This window comes from Sutcliffiella sp. FSL R7-0096 (assembly GCF_038595065.1).
Taxonomy (GTDB): Bacteria; Bacillota; Bacilli; order Bacillales; family Bacillaceae_I; genus Sutcliffiella_A.
Genome location: NZ_CP152003.1, coordinates 1839949 through 1855400, shown reverse-complemented (window position 1 = coordinate 1855400; position 15452 = coordinate 1839949). Strand labels below are relative to the sequence as shown.

Annotated in this window: 15 protein-coding genes; 8 read left to right on the top strand and 7 right to left on the bottom strand. The window is 42.3% G+C overall.

Annotated features, from left to right (window positions below; all coding sequences use genetic code 11):
• Positions 1-59: 59 nt before the first annotated feature.
• The 4 genes from MKY77_RS09420 to MKY77_RS09405 all read left to right on the top strand — a co-directional run bounded on the left by MKY77_RS09420 (position 60) and on the right by MKY77_RS09405 (position 4260).
• Positions 60-905, top strand: a complete 846-nt coding sequence (locus tag MKY77_RS09420; protein ID WP_339145583.1) for a patatin family protein — start codon at positions 60-62, stop codon at positions 903-905.
• 20 nt (positions 906-925) lie between these two features.
• Positions 926-2281, top strand: a complete 1356-nt coding sequence (locus MKY77_RS09415; protein WP_339145582.1) for an MFS transporter — start codon at positions 926-928, stop codon at positions 2279-2281.
• Positions 2282-2345: 64 nt separating this feature from the next.
• Complete coding sequence (locus MKY77_RS09410; RefSeq protein ID WP_339145581.1) at positions 2346-2867, top strand: hypothetical protein; 522 nt, start codon at positions 2346-2348, stop codon at positions 2865-2867.
• 118 nt (positions 2868-2985) lie between these two features.
• Positions 2986-4260 carry an ATP-binding protein gene (locus tag MKY77_RS09405; protein WP_339145580.1) on the top strand — a complete coding sequence of 425 codons (1275 nt, stop codon included), beginning with the start codon at positions 2986-2988 and terminating at the stop codon, positions 4258-4260.
• Between the two features lie 45 nt (positions 4261-4305).
• On the opposite strand, the gene MKY77_RS09400 is transcribed toward MKY77_RS09405, so the two are convergent.
• The 3 genes from MKY77_RS09400 to MKY77_RS09390 all read right to left on the bottom strand — a co-directional run bounded on the left by MKY77_RS09400 (position 4306) and on the right by MKY77_RS09390 (position 6469).
• The gene (locus tag MKY77_RS09400) at positions 4306-5025 is read right to left on the bottom strand and encodes a hypothetical protein (RefSeq protein WP_339145579.1); all 720 of its coding nucleotides are present in this window, start codon (positions 5023-5025) and stop codon (positions 4306-4308) included.
• 114 nt (positions 5026-5139) lie between these two features.
• Complete coding sequence (locus MKY77_RS09395) at positions 5140-5514, bottom strand: TraR/DksA C4-type zinc finger protein (protein WP_339145578.1); 375 nt, start codon at positions 5512-5514, stop codon at positions 5140-5142.
• Between the two features lie 67 nt (positions 5515-5581).
• On the bottom strand, positions 5582-6469 hold the full coding sequence (locus MKY77_RS09390) for a TIGR01777 family oxidoreductase (RefSeq protein WP_339145577.1): 888 nt from the start codon (positions 6467-6469) through the stop codon (positions 5582-5584).
• A 351-nt stretch (positions 6470-6820) separates the two neighbouring features.
• Between MKY77_RS09390 and MKY77_RS09385 the strand changes: the two genes are divergently transcribed.
• From MKY77_RS09385 to MKY77_RS09370, 4 genes are all read left to right on the top strand, one after another.
• Positions 6821-7225 (top strand): ion channel, encoded by a 405-nt coding sequence (locus MKY77_RS09385; RefSeq protein WP_339145576.1) that lies wholly within the window; start codon positions 6821-6823, stop codon positions 7223-7225.
• 25 nt (positions 7226-7250) lie between these two features.
• Complete coding sequence (locus MKY77_RS09380; protein ID WP_339145575.1) at positions 7251-7433, top strand: hypothetical protein; 183 nt, start codon at positions 7251-7253, stop codon at positions 7431-7433.
• Positions 7434-7496: 63 nt separating this feature from the next.
• The gene (locus MKY77_RS09375) at positions 7497-8687 is read left to right on the top strand and encodes a sodium:proton antiporter (protein ID WP_339149775.1); all 1191 of its coding nucleotides are present in this window, start codon (positions 7497-7499) and stop codon (positions 8685-8687) included.
• Between the two features lie 21 nt (positions 8688-8708).
• Positions 8709-9833: a M14 family metallopeptidase gene (locus tag MKY77_RS09370; RefSeq protein ID WP_339145574.1), complete on the top strand. Its 1125-nt coding sequence runs from the start codon at positions 8709-8711 to the stop codon at positions 9831-9833.
• 107 nt (positions 9834-9940) lie between these two features.
• Here the strand turns inward: MKY77_RS09370 and MKY77_RS09365 are convergent, their stop codons facing one another.
• The 4 genes from MKY77_RS09365 to MKY77_RS09350 are packed head-to-tail and all read right to left on the bottom strand — an operon-like array spanning position 9941 to position 15451.
• Entirely contained in the window at positions 9941-11563 is a 1623-nt protein-coding gene (locus MKY77_RS09365) for a long-chain fatty acid--CoA ligase (protein ID WP_339145573.1), read from the bottom strand.
• Between the two features lie 39 nt (positions 11564-11602).
• Complete coding sequence (locus MKY77_RS09360) at positions 11603-12700, bottom strand: CoA transferase (RefSeq protein ID WP_339145572.1); 1098 nt, start codon at positions 12698-12700, stop codon at positions 11603-11605.
• A complete protein-coding gene (locus tag MKY77_RS09355; protein ID WP_339145571.1) occupies positions 12700-14271 on the bottom strand; it encodes a fatty acid--CoA ligase in 1572 nt (523 codons plus the stop codon). Before MKY77_RS09355 ends, MKY77_RS09360 begins: the two co-directional genes overlap by 1 nt.
• A 28-nt stretch (positions 14272-14299) precedes the next feature.
• Positions 14300-15451, bottom strand: a complete 1152-nt coding sequence (locus MKY77_RS09350) for a thiolase family protein (RefSeq protein ID WP_339145570.1) — start codon at positions 15449-15451, stop codon at positions 14300-14302.
• Position 15452 lies beyond the last annotated feature (1 nt).

The window sequence follows — 15452 nt, the reverse complement described above, 5'->3', positions numbered from 1 at the left end:
CAATATGCTTTATTATATAAATGGTAAGTTCAAAGCTAGTAAGAAAAGAGGGATTGCAATTGTTGAACAGTGGTTTAGTGCTTGAAGGCGGAGGTATGCGAGGGGTATATACTGCCGGAATTTTAGAATATTTTATGGAAAAGGACTTATACTTTCCATATGTGATTGGTGTTTCTGCCGGTGCTTGCATGGCAGCATCCTATTTATCCAGACAGCCAGGGAGAAACAAAAAGGTCAATATTGACTTTGTTGGAGATCCTCGGTATCTTTCCTATCGGAACTTTTGGAAAAAGAGACAGATGTTCGACATGGACTTTTTATTTGATGAAATTCCCAATAAACTTGTTCCTTATGACTATGAAACATTCTTGAATAGAACGGAACAGTTTGTTGTAGTGACTACGGATTGTCTAACTGGAGAACCAATTTACTATAATATGGGCCAGCATGGAGAGGATATGCTTCAGATTATACGCGCATCAAGTTCCCTTCCCTTTGTCGCACCAAGTGTAGCATATCAGGACAAAGTGCTCTTAGACGGGGGAATCATTGATCCTATCCCGCTAAAAAAAGCACAGAAAGATGGTTTTGAGAAAAATGTCGTCATTTTGACGAAGCCTGTTGGGTATAAAAAGAAAGCAAGCCGATTTTCTTCACTTTTTAAATACAAGGAATATCCGATCATTTCAGAGCGCCTTCAGACTCGGTACAAACTCTATAATGACACATTGGACTATGTTGAAACTGAGAAAGAAAAACGTTCCACTTTTGTTTTCCAGCCAAGCAAACCCTTACCTGTAGGCAGAATGGAACGGAAAAAAGAACGTCTTCAATCCCTATATGAACTTGGCTATGAAGATGCGAAAAACAACTACAAGGCACTACAAGAATTTATACAAAACTAAGATAGAAACTGGTGAGACACATGGCATCACACGCTGCCGATTTTAAAGAACTAGAACAACCCGTTATAGAGGAAAATAAAATCATCCTCATCTGGAGTGCCACCGTTTGGCTTGTTGTTATGAATACGACCATGTTCAATGTTGCCTTACCAAGCGTATTGAGCGAGCTGAGCCTATCCTCTTCCACCGCTTCCTGGATTGTATCTGGCTATTCCATCGTGTTTGCCATTTCAACCCTGACATATAGCAGGTTGTCGGATTTCTTACCGATTAGAAAATTGCTAAGCATAGGGCTTGGCTTGTTGGCCATTTCCTCGATTATCGGGTTCTTTTCGCAGGATTTCATATGGCTATTGGCCGCAAGACTATTACAAGCTGCAGGTGCCGGGGCTGTTCCAGGGTTGGCCATGGTGTTGGCGGGCCGATATATCCCAATTTCTAGAAGGGGAAAAGCGATGGCCTTTATCTCTTCTGCTGCCTCCCTCGGATTTGGACTTGGCCCGGTTATTGGGGGACTCATCACCCAATACTTAGGCTGGCATTACCTTTTTGTAGTGACAGGATTCGTTTTACTGCTCCTTCCACTATTCCGAAAACTACTACCAGATGAAGAAACACAGAAAATAAAATTTGACTACCTCGGTGGTATGTTAATTGGTATTGGCGTGACAGGACTTCTACTTTACCTATCAACTTTTATGATTCCAATTTTACTGATGAGTATCGCTGCCCTCTTGTGGCTTTGGCGCCATATTCACAAAGTCTCCACGCCATTCATACAACCTGCACTATTAAAGAACAAACAGTTTGTAAGGTTGTTAGGAATCGGATTTGGGGCATTCGTCACCCACTTTTCCGCTTTATTTCTAATGCCGATTATGCTGGCGGTGATCTTTAACAAGGAACCGGCAACCATCGGCTTGCTTATCTTTCCCGGGGCTATTCTTTCTGCCATCGCCGCTCAATTTATCGGCAGATTCATCGACCGCTTTGGCAATATGCCACTGATTTTGTTCGGCCAAATATTTCTAATCATCTCTACCATTTCATTCGGATTACTAGGGAATTTCTCCCCATATGTCATTTTGTTTACCTATATGTTCATGAGCACAGGGTTTTCAGCACTAACTTCAAGCATTTCCAATGAGATATCTAGAATTATGGATAAATCTGAGCTTGGTGCAGGGATGGGAATCGCCCAACTAGTCCAGTTCTTTGGCGGAGCCTTTGGAGTGGCACTGACTGGATTGTTGATAGTATGGCAAGGAAGCTTACCAGTGGAAGAGATATACCGAAATATCTTCTTGGGGGTTACTGGGCTATTATTGCTTACATCGATTGTGTACTTACAATATAAAAGAAATAAAAAGTTTTGATGTTATGGTTGCAGAACTATAAAAACAAATATAATTAGGATACTATTTTAAATGGGGGTGTCAAATGAAGAAAAGAGGATTAATTCATTATATTGTTGCTTTCGTTTTTACCTTAAGTTTGATCGCAGGTTGTTCGAATTCAGTAACGGAATCAAAGGGAAAAGATAAAAACATAACTACCATCAACGCTTTTTTAGAAAATGAATTTTCAGGACCTAGTGAAGAGCTGAAACTAGCACTTGAGCAAGACGATATTTACCCACCTGAATTACATGACTATGTAGAAGAAAAATATGAAATGCTAGTAGATGATATCGGAAGTTTTATAAGTACAAATTCTATACTGGAATATCTAAGAATTGCACATGAACACGAATATCAATTACTCCCGAAAAATATATCGATACATAAAATAAACGATACTGAAAACGATGCCTACAATTTCGAAGTTGACGTGGAATACTATAAGGATGGCCAAATAAACACAGCAACGGTCACTGGGGTCATCAACATCAATAATGACGGAAAAATCTCGACCATTAGAAATAGGAATGATGATGGACTATTAGTAAAATTAAGAGAGTAATAAAGTAAACCCAACCGACAGTCTCTATGTGACTGTCTTTTTTGTTGCCTCAAATGAATTTCCTCAGTAAAATATATTATGTTAAGAAATAACTACCAAAAATGGAAGAAGGACTTGCATGCAAAAAACACCTTATTTAATTCACTTTAATGAAAAAGACCGCGAAGAAATCGGAAGCTATTATGATTTTGGTTATGTGGTCAGCAAACTGAAAAAAGCCCTACACCACAAATATGGGACTGACTTTCATCTGTATGCGGATGATGAAACATCCAATGAGATTTGGGAAGTACTTGAAGAGGACTTAGAGATACATCCTGATAAAGTGGAAGCTGTTACCCATGTTTTTGATGGACTAGAAACAAGAACGATTTCCTCTAATCATAATCAAGATCAGCTTGAGTTTATCATCAAGCCACGTCTTTCCAACACCCTATATTACTATAAAGAATATGAAGTGGCTGTGGTCAGGTGCCCTATTTTTCAAACCCATACTGAGACCATTCATGATTTTATTTTGGCCAAAAGTAATGAAGGCCTCTTAACTTTTTTAAACTATGTGATAAAAAGAAAGCGGGACTATACGAAAAACTATGTGACCGTATTTACCGATACGGAAAACGGTATTGACAGTACTAAAGAGAAAATCACCACTTTTGTTACACGTGATGATGTTTTCTTAGGAGAATCACTTAAAAAGGAAATCTATCGTTCTATCGACGAGTTCTTCACAGATAGCGGCTCCTTCTTTAAAACGTATAATATTCCTTATAAAAGAGGGATTTTGCTTTACGGAAAGCCTGGTAATGGAAAAACTACTTTGGTGAAGTCGATTGCCAATAGTATTACAGCCCCTGTTGCTTATTGGCAGATTACGGAGCACACTTCCAGCTACTCCGTCCATGAAGTGTTTTCCACTGTAAACAGGATGACACCGATGGCTTTGGTAATTGAAGATATTGATTCGATGCCAATAGAAGTCAGGTCCGTCTTTTTAAATATACTGGATGGTGCAACTTCCAAGGAAGGGATCTTCTTAATTGGGACCACCAACTATCCTGAAAAAATTGATCCCGCTCTCATCAATCGCTCGGGACGTTTTGATAGAGCATACGAAATTAAACTTCCTACTTTGGAATTAAGAATGGGCTATTTGAAAAAGAAGAATATGCTCCAATTCATTTCTGAGGATGAGCTGATGAAGATTAATCAGCTGACAGATGGATTCTCCTATGCACAACTGAATGAGTTGTACACCTCTGTCGCCTTGCAGTGGCATTATGAAAAAGCAGTGGATGTAGAAAAGATTTGTGCGGATCTACAAGCAGATAACAAGAAGAAGAAAAACTTCAAATGGGATACGGATGTGGAACAAGTAGGATTCATTAGATAAGAATTGCCTGAGACACATGCTATATAGAGGTCTCAGGCTATTTATTTAATCCCAATAATTAAACCAGAAATCCCCCATCGTTTGCGGTTTCCAATAGTTAATATTATAGGCTTCCCTTTTTGCTAAGACAGGGTTTATTTTATCTAAACAGAAAGGGCTATTTAATTCCTCCACCGTAAAAGCCGTATATGGGGGAGGAAAATAAGACGCTAATTCTTTATGATGTAGAAATTTTATGGGATATCCTTCTAATTCTTGGGTGAAAGCAAACTGATAATCGTTACAAAGGATATAAATTGGTCCACCCTCCATCTCAAGTTTGACTGCATGATAGCTACACATCCCAAGGTCATCAAAGGTCAAAACATGGGGCTTCACATGAAAAACGCCAGCTACTCGTTTACATAGATCATGAAAAGATACAAAATCAAAGGAATTAAAGACCTCTTCAGGAAACATAGTTAGTTCGCATCTTTCATTAATACCAAGCTTTCTTTCAGCTTTATTTGTATGTTGGCTAACCTCTGGGCTAGCGAATAACATCCTAAAATCATTTGGTGAAAGTAGGCCAGGTCTTTCATAACCGGATTGATCATACGCAAAGGTGTGGAACCAGACTGTTTCTCCTTCCATTAACGAATAGAATAAGTGAAGGGTTTCTTCATTTAACTTGATGGTGACTTGAACGTCATAACTATTTGTAAAAGTTCCATCCGTGCAAGGCACTTGGTGATTATATATTAGAGTGGCTTCTAAAATCTGCATTTTTGCATTCCTCTTTTTTTTAGTTCCTAATCATATATTAGATCTAGGTTTGCTATAATCCTTCTTTTTCAAACTCAAAGCCACCGGCAGTTCCCGGTGGCTCTTTAATCATTATCATTCACCTTTATCAAACTTCTCTTGTGCTTGAGCAGTTCGTTTCGCATAAGGCAATGCTTCAAGTCGTTCATATGGAATCTCTTCTCCTGTATCTATACAAGTCCCATATGTTCCTTCTTCCATTCTGGCTAAAGCTTCTTCAATCTCACCTAGCAATTTCTCATCGATTTGCTCGAAGGTTTGTTCCTGCTCTCTTTCCACTCTCTCGGCGTTTCCTTCTGCCAAGTGATTGCCGATTCCAGAAGTGATTTCTCCTGTAGATTCGCGCAGGGACTCGTCCAAGATACTATTTTCCCGCTTTTTCTCTATGCTTTCTTTCATCTTTTGCAATTTGATTTGAAGTGTTTTCTGCTTTTCTTTTGTTAATGTCATATCTATCTACTCCCTTCATCTAGTGAAGGTATACCCTCAGAAGCAGGGAATAAAACAATCCGATATTCTAGGATAAAATTTCTGCTAATGCATCATCTATCTTGGCGTACTTAAATTGATAGCCCTCTTGTTCCAACCGTTCTGGAATGACCCATCTGCTTTTCAGGATTAATTCTGTTTCCGTCCGAATGAAGACAGCCCCAATCTCCAGCATCCATCTCGGTGAAGGCAACCCGATCTTTCTATTCATCTTCTCTCTCATTACAGTCATGAATTGCTTGTTCGAGATAGGATTTGGAGCAGAGCAATTGAACACTCCCTTTAAGTCTTTTCTGTCTCTAAGGAAAAGCATGATTTTATAAACATCCTCGATATGTACCCAGCTGAACATTTGCGTTCCTGGCCCTTGGACTCCACCCAAGCCAAAAGTGACCAAGTTTTTAAATGGAGTCATAACACCACCATCTTTTCCTAGTACAATGGCAATTCGCAATGCAGCCTGTCTAGTTTGGGATAAATTAAAATCAAAGAATGATTTCTCCCAAGCCTTTGCCACTTCGACTGAAAAGCCTTCTCCTATTTCACCGTTTGTTTCTGACATCGCCCTGTCTTCAGCATGTCGATAAATAGTTGCGGTACTGGAGTTTATCCATAACTCTGGAGGGTTTTGAACACATTCGATTGCTTCCCCAATAATTCTTGTTGTCTCCGTCCTCGAATCAAAAATTCCCTTTTTATTTTTCTCATTATAGCGGCAATCCACGGACTTTCCAGCCAGGTTTATGACCAATTCCGCATTATCGACTGCCTCTCTGATTCCTTTTGTATCTGTCCAAGATAGGTGTTGAGGTTGTCTTGAAATTATGATAACTTCATAGTTTTGTTGGATAAATTGCTTTTCCAGGTATCTCCCGATGAATCCTGTTCCTCCTGCAAGCACTACTTTTTTCTTCAATTTGTGGACCTCACTTCTACGTCTTATTTATGGAATGTCTAATACTAATAAAAGATTATTTCTCCCACTGAACGAAATGAATCCATTACTTTTACATGTTGGGATCGTTTCAGATCCGCTATATCATGTATGAATCTCCAAAATACCTCTCCATTAGGAAGTTACTGCCATTTAATTTTAGCATAATTATGGTGGAAAGTTAGTTGATTAGAGGAAGAAATATATTGTTTTCCTAGATATTTACTAATCTCTTTTTGAGTTTATTATAATCGGCAATTAATTTCATTTTAAATATTTGGTTTTATAGTTCGTAGGGAGGGAAACGAAAAACTAGAAGGAAGGAGGTATCAAATGCTCTCAAGCATACTTATAGGAATGACCATTGTGTTTTTAGCGATGAATCTATTCTATTTTTTCACGAATAAAACATACAAAAAAAGCTATGTCCATACGGCCCTTTTTTTAAAACTTTTCTTTGTAATGGTTGGCATCACCTTTGGATTCGCTGTTCTGTATTATTTGTTGGCCGGCAATGAAGTCATACTGAGGATTTCTGACAACACCGGAGACCAGGCACCAGAGGATTTTCTAACCTTCCTTTATTTCAGCGGGGTTACCATGCTTTCCGTAGGATATGGGGACCTTATCCCCGTTGGAAGTGCGAGATTCTTTGCTCTAATTCAAGCAAGTTTGGGTCTATTACTTCCCACTGCCTACTTTATGAAAGCTCTGGGTAGCTCCTCTAAGGGGCAGTAATCAAATTTAAGGAGCAGAATGTGAAATGAAAAAGTCAGAGCAAAACAAAAATGATTTATCCATTGAACAAGAAAACAAGAAAAACGAACCTAATCAGGACATCGACCCTCAAAGGGAGACACCTGATAAGAAAAAAATAAGGAGAGCGAAAAAAATCCGGATGATTTCGAGTAGAGCACCTAAAAAAATGGAATATAATCAATTTTAACATTTGGATGAACGGTTTTCCTTAGGAGCTCCTCAGTCCCTTTTTACCCGGGAGGCTATAATGATGAATACTACACCATATATACTCTTGTTGTTAATCGGCTATATTATCTTCACCATCGATAAGAAAAAAGAGGATATTCCGGTTCCCCCGATTCTAGTGTTGATCGGTATAGGACTGTTTTTCATCCCTTATTTCTCATCCATTGAGGTCACAAAAGATGTGATCTATCATCTCTTTTTACCGGGTCTATTGTTTGTTTCGGCCTATCGCTTTCCGCCCGCAGCATTTAGAAGAAATGGTGGCATTATTGCTTTTTTGGCAACAGCAGGAATTCTGATAACTGTGTTTCTTCTTGGAATGGCGATCTATGCCGTTAGTATCCCTATTGTTTCCATATCCTTTGTTGGCTGTCTTTTGATTGCGGCCATCCTGACACCTACCGACCCTGTCTCCGTTACGTCCATTCTAGAGAAAGCATCTGGTAAAAGAAAGATGGCGGAAGTGGTGGAAGGAGAGTCTTTCATCAATGATGGAACAAGCATTGTATTGTTTACGGTAATATCGGGCATCTTTCTGAAAGATGGAAAATCTCTAGGAGTCGGGATGTTTTTGGGGGAGTTCCTGTATGTTTCCCTCGGAGGGATATTCATTGGGCTAGCAGTCGGTTGGCTGTTCAGTAAGGCGATACACATTACCCACCATAAAGAGTATCAGGTTACCCTCAGCATCATCCTTGCCTATGGCGCATTTAATTTTGCTGAGCACTTCGGTTTTTCCGGAGTGCTGGCTACTGTTTTTGCCGGAATCATGCTCTCATTCGAATTTGACCGTTCCATTAAGGATGACCACTTCCGTGAATCCCTTGACGGCTTTTGGGGGGTGGTGGAAATCTCCATTCTATCCCTATTGTTCCTGTTAATTGGAATAGTTGCCGGTCAACATCTATCGTTTGACCACTGGGGTCTTGCCATACTGATTTTCCTGGCTTCGCTCATAATAAGGCTGCTCATTGTAACAGGTTCAACCCAGCTCTTTCTGCCATGGAGAAGAAAGTTCAGCTGGAAAGAATCCATCCTTTTGAGCTGGTCCGGCCTGAGAGGTTCCATGTCCGTTTTTCTGATCTTGAGCCTTCAGGCAAAAGAGGCGGATAATACTGGCCTGATTATTTCTTTATCGTTTGCCGCAGTGCTGATCTCTTTGGTTGTTCAAAGTATTGGCATTCATCCCTTATCAAAGAAATTGCTCAAATAAAACCAGAGAGGTGTTGTTATCATGATGGAAATCGAGAAATATTTTAAAACCAATTATGAGGAATCCCGAAAAGAATTTTTGGGCCACTTGGAAAAGATCAGGAGCATTTGGCCTGAAGCGAGGTTGACAAGTGAAAATATAGGAAAAGAAAAGAATAACACGATTGATATGATTTATTCTGAAGCCCTCTCCTCCAATGAACAGGTCCTCTTCTTCACCACAGGGGAACACGGTATCGAAGGGTATGCCGGGGCAGCCGTAACTCATCTTTTTGTGGATGAATATCTGAACCGAATAGACCCACAAACAACCGGTATCTGTCTGATACATGCTTTGAATCCTTGGGGAATGAGGAATTTCCGCAGGGTTACAGAAAATAATATTGACCTTAACCGAAATTATTTGTACAACCCTGATTCTGTTCCGGAGGACGTGAACAAAAACTTCGCCAATGTAAAGGATCTCTTTCTGCCGAGCGGAAAAGTACAAAACGTAAAGAAGGAAAAAACAGACCTGTACTCCCTTCTGACCAAAGCTTCTTTCAAGGAAGGCTATAGTGGAATCAGCGAGGCAAAAGGCATGGGACAGTTCGAGTTTGAGCGAGGGGTATATTTCGGAGGCAAGGGACCGGAGGAATCTGCCCAGTTCCTGAAGAGTGTTCAGAAAAGGCTCCTTTCCACCTACTTACGTGTCATTCATATGGATTGGCACACAGCTCTGGGTCCATCAAATGAAATTACCATGGTGGTATCTGATACCGATCCACGAGATGAAGAGGAATTAAAGGCATTGTACCCATTAAAAAACATTCAAAAGTTTTCACCGGAAAAGGTGAAGGGCGATTCCACCAACCACTTCCATAAGCTTAAAAAAGAAGAACATGCAGATACGTATCTCTTCTCCGCCCTTTTTGAATTCGGTACCTTTGGAGATGACAAGGAGGCCGAGCTACGAGAATTCACCACGATCCTTCTCGAAAACCAGCTCTATTGGTATGGCGCTGAAAGGGAAGAAGATAGACAGTGGGTGTTGGATGAATTCAAGAAGATGTTCTACCCGGAAGACGGAGAGTGGAGAGAATCCGTCTTGGAGGAAGCCCGCTTAGGATTCGAGGCAGTCTTGGGAAGAGAGGGAATACTAAGATAGTCTGGCATAAAGACTGGCATTGACTTTATAAGTCGATGTCAGTTTTGATATTCTATGAGAAAAAAGCCTTTCAAAAAATCGAAAGGCCTGTCTACTTATAAATTCCTTTACTCCACCGTACTCTTCATCTCTTTCTCCACGATATCCCTTAGCGCCCTCTTCAGGAACTTCCCTACCGATGTCTTCGGGATTTCTTCCATGAAGATTACTTCATCCGGCAACCACCATTTGGCGAACTGTGGTGAAATGTAATCGATGATCTCCTGCTTTTCTACTTTGCCGACAAAAGCCTCTTTTAACACGACGCAAGCGACAGGTCTTTCCTGCCACTCGTCATGGGGAATGGCTACAACGCTTGCTTCGAATACTGCCTCATGTGCCATGATCGCATTTTCTAGGTCGACAGAAGATATCCATTCGCCACCGCTTTTAATTAAATCTTTTGTACGGTCAACGATTTTCACAACTCCTTCTTCATCCACAGTGACTACATCACCTGTGTGAAGCCATCCATCAATGAAGGCATCTGCTGAACGTTCATCCTTGTAATACTCATCTGCAATCCAAGGGCCGCGCAAGCATAGCTCACCCATTTCTACGCCGTTCCATTCTACTTCCCCTTCTGCACCGACAATTTTCATCTCAAGGCCAGGAACCAACAAGCCTTGCATCGAGCGGATGTCCAGCATTTTTTCTTCATCTAAATCTGTTTGATGACTTTTCAACCTGGAAACTGTGGCAAGCGGCGTCGTTTCCGTCATGCCGTATGCATGTAAGAATGGTATGCCGTATTTTGTTTCAAAGGCCTTGATCAACCCGCGAGGTGCAGCCGAACCACCACACAATATTGCCCTCAGACTTGAAGTATCATACGATCCTTTTTCCAATTCATTCAACAAACCAAGCCAGATGGTTGGTACGCCGGCAGTCAATGTAATATTCTCGCTCTCTATCAATTCTGCCAAGAGTTGCGGAGTGAACTGTGGACCGGGCAACACCTGTGTCGTACCGAACCAAGTTGCGGCAAAAGGTAGTCCCCACGCATTTGCATGGAACATCGGCACAACCGGCATACATGTATCATATTCCGACAGCCCTGCAGTATCCGCCAAGCCGAGTGCGTAGCTATGAAGCACCAATGAGCGGTGAGAGTACACGACACCTTTCGGGTTACCGGTTGTGGCGGAAGTGTAACAAATACCTGCGGCTTCGTTTTCATCGATATCTTTTACAAAGGAGTAGTTCGGATCCCCTTCTTCTAGTAAGTCTTCATAAGAGAAAACAGGATGTAAGGTAGTCGATGGGAGCTCTTCTTTATCTGTCATGATGATGAATGCTTTCACCGTTCCCAATTCATCCTTCACACGTTCAACTAACGGCAACAGGTCTTCATCCACAAAAAGCACCACATCTTCTGCATGATTGACAATATAAGATACATGCTCTGCAGCCAGCCTGATATTAATCGTATGAAGCACTGCCCCCATTCCTGGAATTCCGAAATAAGTTTCTAAATGGCGGTGATGATTCCATGCGAAGGTTCCGACTCTATCGCCTTTTTGTACCCCTAGCTTTTCCAGTGCACTTGATAAACGGCGAGTCCGCTCCCCGATTTTTCGATAGGACAAACGCTGCACACCTGATAGAGTTCTTGAAACAACCTCTTTATTCGGGAAAAATCTCTCCGCTCTTTCCAGCATGGAACTGACGGTCATTGGTACATTCATCATCCAACATTACCCCTTTCGATTAAATGAATTTAGCTTACTTTAAAGCTCGTCCAACCATATCGCTGTATGTTCTCCAACCGCAGGTGCGTTCTTAAGTTTCTTTGACCCTCCTGTATGCATAGCTACATTTAAATTTCCTGCATCATCAAGAAAAATACTATTATTCTCTTTAAAATATGGATAACTTGAAAGCTCCCCTACTTCCAATACCGGAGTCATGCAGCAATCGACCACTTGGCTAAAGGTTATCCACTCTTCAAAAGTTCGACCAGCAAACAACTCTTCCATCCCATGGGAAACTGGATTACTGTATCTTCTGTCGGAAAAATGCGCCCCGAGCCACTCTTCCCGGTCCACCGCTTCGCAGAAGTTCTGCCAGAACTTTTGCTCAAGCGCACCTAGTGCCATGAATCGCCCATCCCTCGTTTCATAAATTCCATAACTGATGATGTCACCATTCAGTAGCGTGATGCCATGCTCCTCTCCTACTTCCTGATGGATGGATAAGTGGGTCCCCATATAGGAAGCGGCTACGTCCGTCAGACTGATAGAATGGTAGCCGCCTATACCCGACCGCTCCTTTTTTAATAACAGTGCAAGCACGATTTCACAAGCTGCCATACTGCCGAAGTAGTCGGCTATAGTGATGGAAGGGTGGATGGGTCGGCCAGATGTATCCTTTAATTGAGCAAGCATCCCGCTTAGTGCCATATAATTGATGTCATGGCTTCCAAGCTTGCTCCACCTACCATTGTTCCCGTAACCTGTAATGGAACAATAGATGATGTCGGGTTTTCGCAGTTTGAGAGACTCATAGTCTAGATTGAACCGGGACATGACGCCAGGTCGAAAGCTTTCTATGATAACATCGCAACCTTCAAGCAAACCCATTATTTTATCCTTGTCTCCCTCGTCTTTCAGATCGATGGATACACTCATTTTCCCATAATTATTTGCGAGATAAACCACACCCGTCCCATCACGTTTTACCCCGGTATGACGGGCGGGATCTCCTGCCAATGGTTCCACTTTGATGATTTCCGCTCCAAGATCTGCCAATCTTTGCGTGGCATATGGCCCTGGTAGATAGTTTGTGAAATCAAGTATTCTAATGCCTTCTAGCAATTTCTCTATCATCAGGATGGTGTTTCCCCTGTCACAAGTTCTTCCATCTGCTTCCTCAAGACAAACTTTTGAATTTTCCCGCTCGCATTTCGAGGAAGCGCATCAACAAATATATATTTACGCGGGCGTTTATAGCGAGCAAGTCCGGAGTTATTCAAACAGAAAGCATCCAATTCTTCCTCTGTCACTGCCTCATTCTTTTTCACCACAAACGCTGTTACCGTCTCTCCCCAACGGTCATCAGGCAGACCGACAATGGCTACATCCAACACAGCAGGGTGTTCATAAAGAACATCTTCGACTTCCCGTGGATAGATGTTCTCCCCGCCGCTGATGATCATGTCATCCACCCGGTCTTTTACATATAAAAAGCCTTCTTCATCCAGATAACCAATGTCCCCTGAATGGTACCAGCCTTTATACATTGCAGCCACCGTCGCTTCCTCCCTGTTAAAATAAGCGCTCATGATGCATGGGCCTTTTACAAGAATTTCTCCCGCTTCTCCTGCAGGCAACATATCATCAGGGTCACTTGGTCCATCTTCCTTCGGCCGCACAATCCGAATCTCATGATTCAGGCAGGCCTGCCCAGCAGATCCTGCTTTCCTGAGCTGATCTTTTTCAGATAGGAAAGTGATCGCCGGTCCCATTTCGGTCATGCCATACGCTTGGACAAGGGAAATTCCCAGCAAGTCATGACACGCCCTGACAAGTGCCGGTGCCATTGGGGCAGCTCCGTATAATCCAAGGTTCAGACTGCTTAAATCATAATCATTAAAGTTCTCCTGCAACAACATATTCCACATGGTTGGGGCGGCAAAAAACTTTGTCACCTTTTCCTCTTGGATCAGCTGGAGCACCTTTTTCGGTTCAAATTGGTGAAGGATGACATTCTTGCCTCCTACATGGATTCTTGGGATGACGGCACAGTGCAGTTCAGCGCAATGGAACATAGGGGCTGTCACCAGTCCAATATCTTCCGCTTCAAGCTTAGTGGCTGAAATGACGATCAAGCTTTGCTCTGCCATGTCTCTATGACTGTGCACCACCCCTTTTGGCCTTCCCGTCGTTCCACTTGTATACATGATGGCATACGTGTCATTTTCGAGAACATTTGATACCACTTCATCAGCGGAGGTCAATTTCAACTTTTCTTGATAGGAAGAGGAATACTCGCCCCCTTTTCCATCAATTATCCAAAAGCCTATTTTTTCAAAGCGTAAAGCAATGGAAGCCACAACAGGTTCCAACGCTTTTTCGAACATCACGACTTTTGGCTGGGTATCATTTAAAATAAATGCCACTTCTTCCGGCTGCAAACGGAAATTGATTGGATTGAACACTGCCCCGATTTTCGCACAAGCAAGCATCGTCGTTGCAAGTTCTTCCGTATTAAAAAGTAACGTGGAGACTCTGTCCCCTTTCTTCACTCCTTCTTTCAAAAGGGCATTGGCTAACCTGTTGATTTCCCTATTCCATTCCTTGTAGGTATAACGTACATTTTTCTTCACATCGTAAAGCGCTTCTTTATCCGGAAACTTTTGTACTGTAAGATCAAAGATTTTCCCAATCGTTATCGACATCTTTCATCCTCCTACTAATGTTTAAGTTTCAATCGAGCCTTTCAATGATAGTTGCATTTGCCATTCCATGACCTTCACACATTGTTTGAAGGCCGTATCTTCCACCAGTCCGTTCGAGTTCATGCATCATGCTGACCATCAACCTGGCTCCACTTGCCCCTAGAGGATGTCCTAATGCAATTGCCCCTCCGTTCGGATTGAGCCTAACCGGATCTGCTCCTGTTTCCTTCAACCATGCCATCGGTACCGGAGCAAAGGCTTCATTGACTTCAAACACATCCATGTCATCAATGGACAGGCCTGATTTTTGCAGCACTTTTTCCGTTGCCGGAATCGGTCCTGTTAGCATCAAGGTTGGATCGGACCCGACCACCACTCTTGTGTGAACTTTGAATCGTGGTTTCAACCCAAGTTCCAATGCCTTTTCCTTTGTCATCAAAAGAAGTGCCGCAGCTCCATCACTGATCTGACTTGCATTTCCTGCATGGATAACGCCATCCTCTTTAAAGACGGGCTTTAATCCACCAAGTGCCTCCACTGACGTTTCCATTCGAGGACCGGAATCTTCCTTCATCATAAATGTGGAGCCATCCTCCAATGTCACTTCAATCGGTATAATCTCTTTTGCAAAATAACCCTCGGCTTGAGCTTTTAATGCTTTTTGATGGCTTTCATAAGAGAAGGTATCTAACTCCTCTCGTGTAAATCCGTACTTCTCGGCAATCCTTTCCGCTGAAAGTCCCTGGTTGATAATTTCATATTTTTCCTGCAACCTGTCACTGAATGGTGCCTTTTGATAGTTGGATCCCATCGGAACTCTCGTCATATTCTCTACTCCGCCTGCAATAACAATGTCCATGTCACCTGAAAGGATAGCCTGTGCCGCAAAATGAACAGCCTGTTGACTGGACCCGCATTGTCGGTCAAGCGTAGTACCTGGCACTTCAATCGGAAAACCGGCAATCAAGGCGGCGACCCTCGCAATGTCCCCGGCCTGTTCTCCAGACTGTGTCACACAACCAAGGATGACGTCTTCCACAAGTCCTGCCTCAATTCCAGCACGCTTTACTAGCTCCTTCAGCACTTCCCCAGCCAAATCATCTGGCCTGTAATCCTTCAATAACCCTTTTCTTCTCCCGACAGGTGTTCGTACCCCTTCTACAATGACGACTTCTCTCATG

What these genes read in the sequence shown, in the direction of transcription:
- MKY77_RS09370 (WP_339145574.1), top strand. Translation starts at nt 8,709, where the DNA reads ATGATGGAAATCGAGAAATATTTTAAAACCAATTATGAGGAATCCCGA.
- MKY77_RS09355 (WP_339145571.1), bottom strand. Translation starts at nt 14,271, where the DNA reads ATGTCGATAACGATTGGGAAAATCTTTGATCTTACAGTACAAAAGTTT.
- MKY77_RS09350 (WP_339145570.1), bottom strand. Translation starts at nt 15,451, where the DNA reads ATGAGAGAAGTCGTCATTGTAGAAGGGGTACGAACACCTGTCGGGAGA.
- MKY77_RS09365 (WP_339145573.1), bottom strand. Translation starts at nt 11,563, where the DNA reads ATGATGAATGTACCAATGACCGTCAGTTCCATGCTGGAAAGAGCGGAG.
- MKY77_RS09400 (WP_339145579.1), bottom strand. Translation starts at nt 5,025, where the DNA reads ATGCAGATTTTAGAAGCCACTCTAATATATAATCACCAAGTGCCTTGC.
- MKY77_RS09410 (WP_339145581.1), top strand. Translation starts at nt 2,346, where the DNA reads ATGAAGAAAAGAGGATTAATTCATTATATTGTTGCTTTCGTTTTTACC.
- MKY77_RS09405 (WP_339145580.1), top strand. Translation starts at nt 2,986, where the DNA reads ATGCAAAAAACACCTTATTTAATTCACTTTAATGAAAAAGACCGCGAA.
- MKY77_RS09385 (WP_339145576.1), top strand. Translation starts at nt 6,821, where the DNA reads ATGCTCTCAAGCATACTTATAGGAATGACCATTGTGTTTTTAGCGATG.
- MKY77_RS09375 (WP_339149775.1), top strand. Translation starts at nt 7,497, where the DNA reads ATGAATACTACACCATATATACTCTTGTTGTTAATCGGCTATATTATC.
- MKY77_RS09380 (WP_339145575.1), top strand. Translation starts at nt 7,251, where the DNA reads ATGAAAAAGTCAGAGCAAAACAAAAATGATTTATCCATTGAACAAGAA.
- MKY77_RS09360 (WP_339145572.1), bottom strand. Translation starts at nt 12,700, where the DNA reads ATGATAGAGAAATTGCTAGAAGGCATTAGAATACTTGATTTCACAAAC.
- MKY77_RS09395 (WP_339145578.1), bottom strand. Translation starts at nt 5,514, where the DNA reads ATGACATTAACAAAAGAAAAGCAGAAAACACTTCAAATCAAATTGCAA.
- MKY77_RS09415 (WP_339145582.1), top strand. Translation starts at nt 926, where the DNA reads ATGGCATCACACGCTGCCGATTTTAAAGAACTAGAACAACCCGTTATA.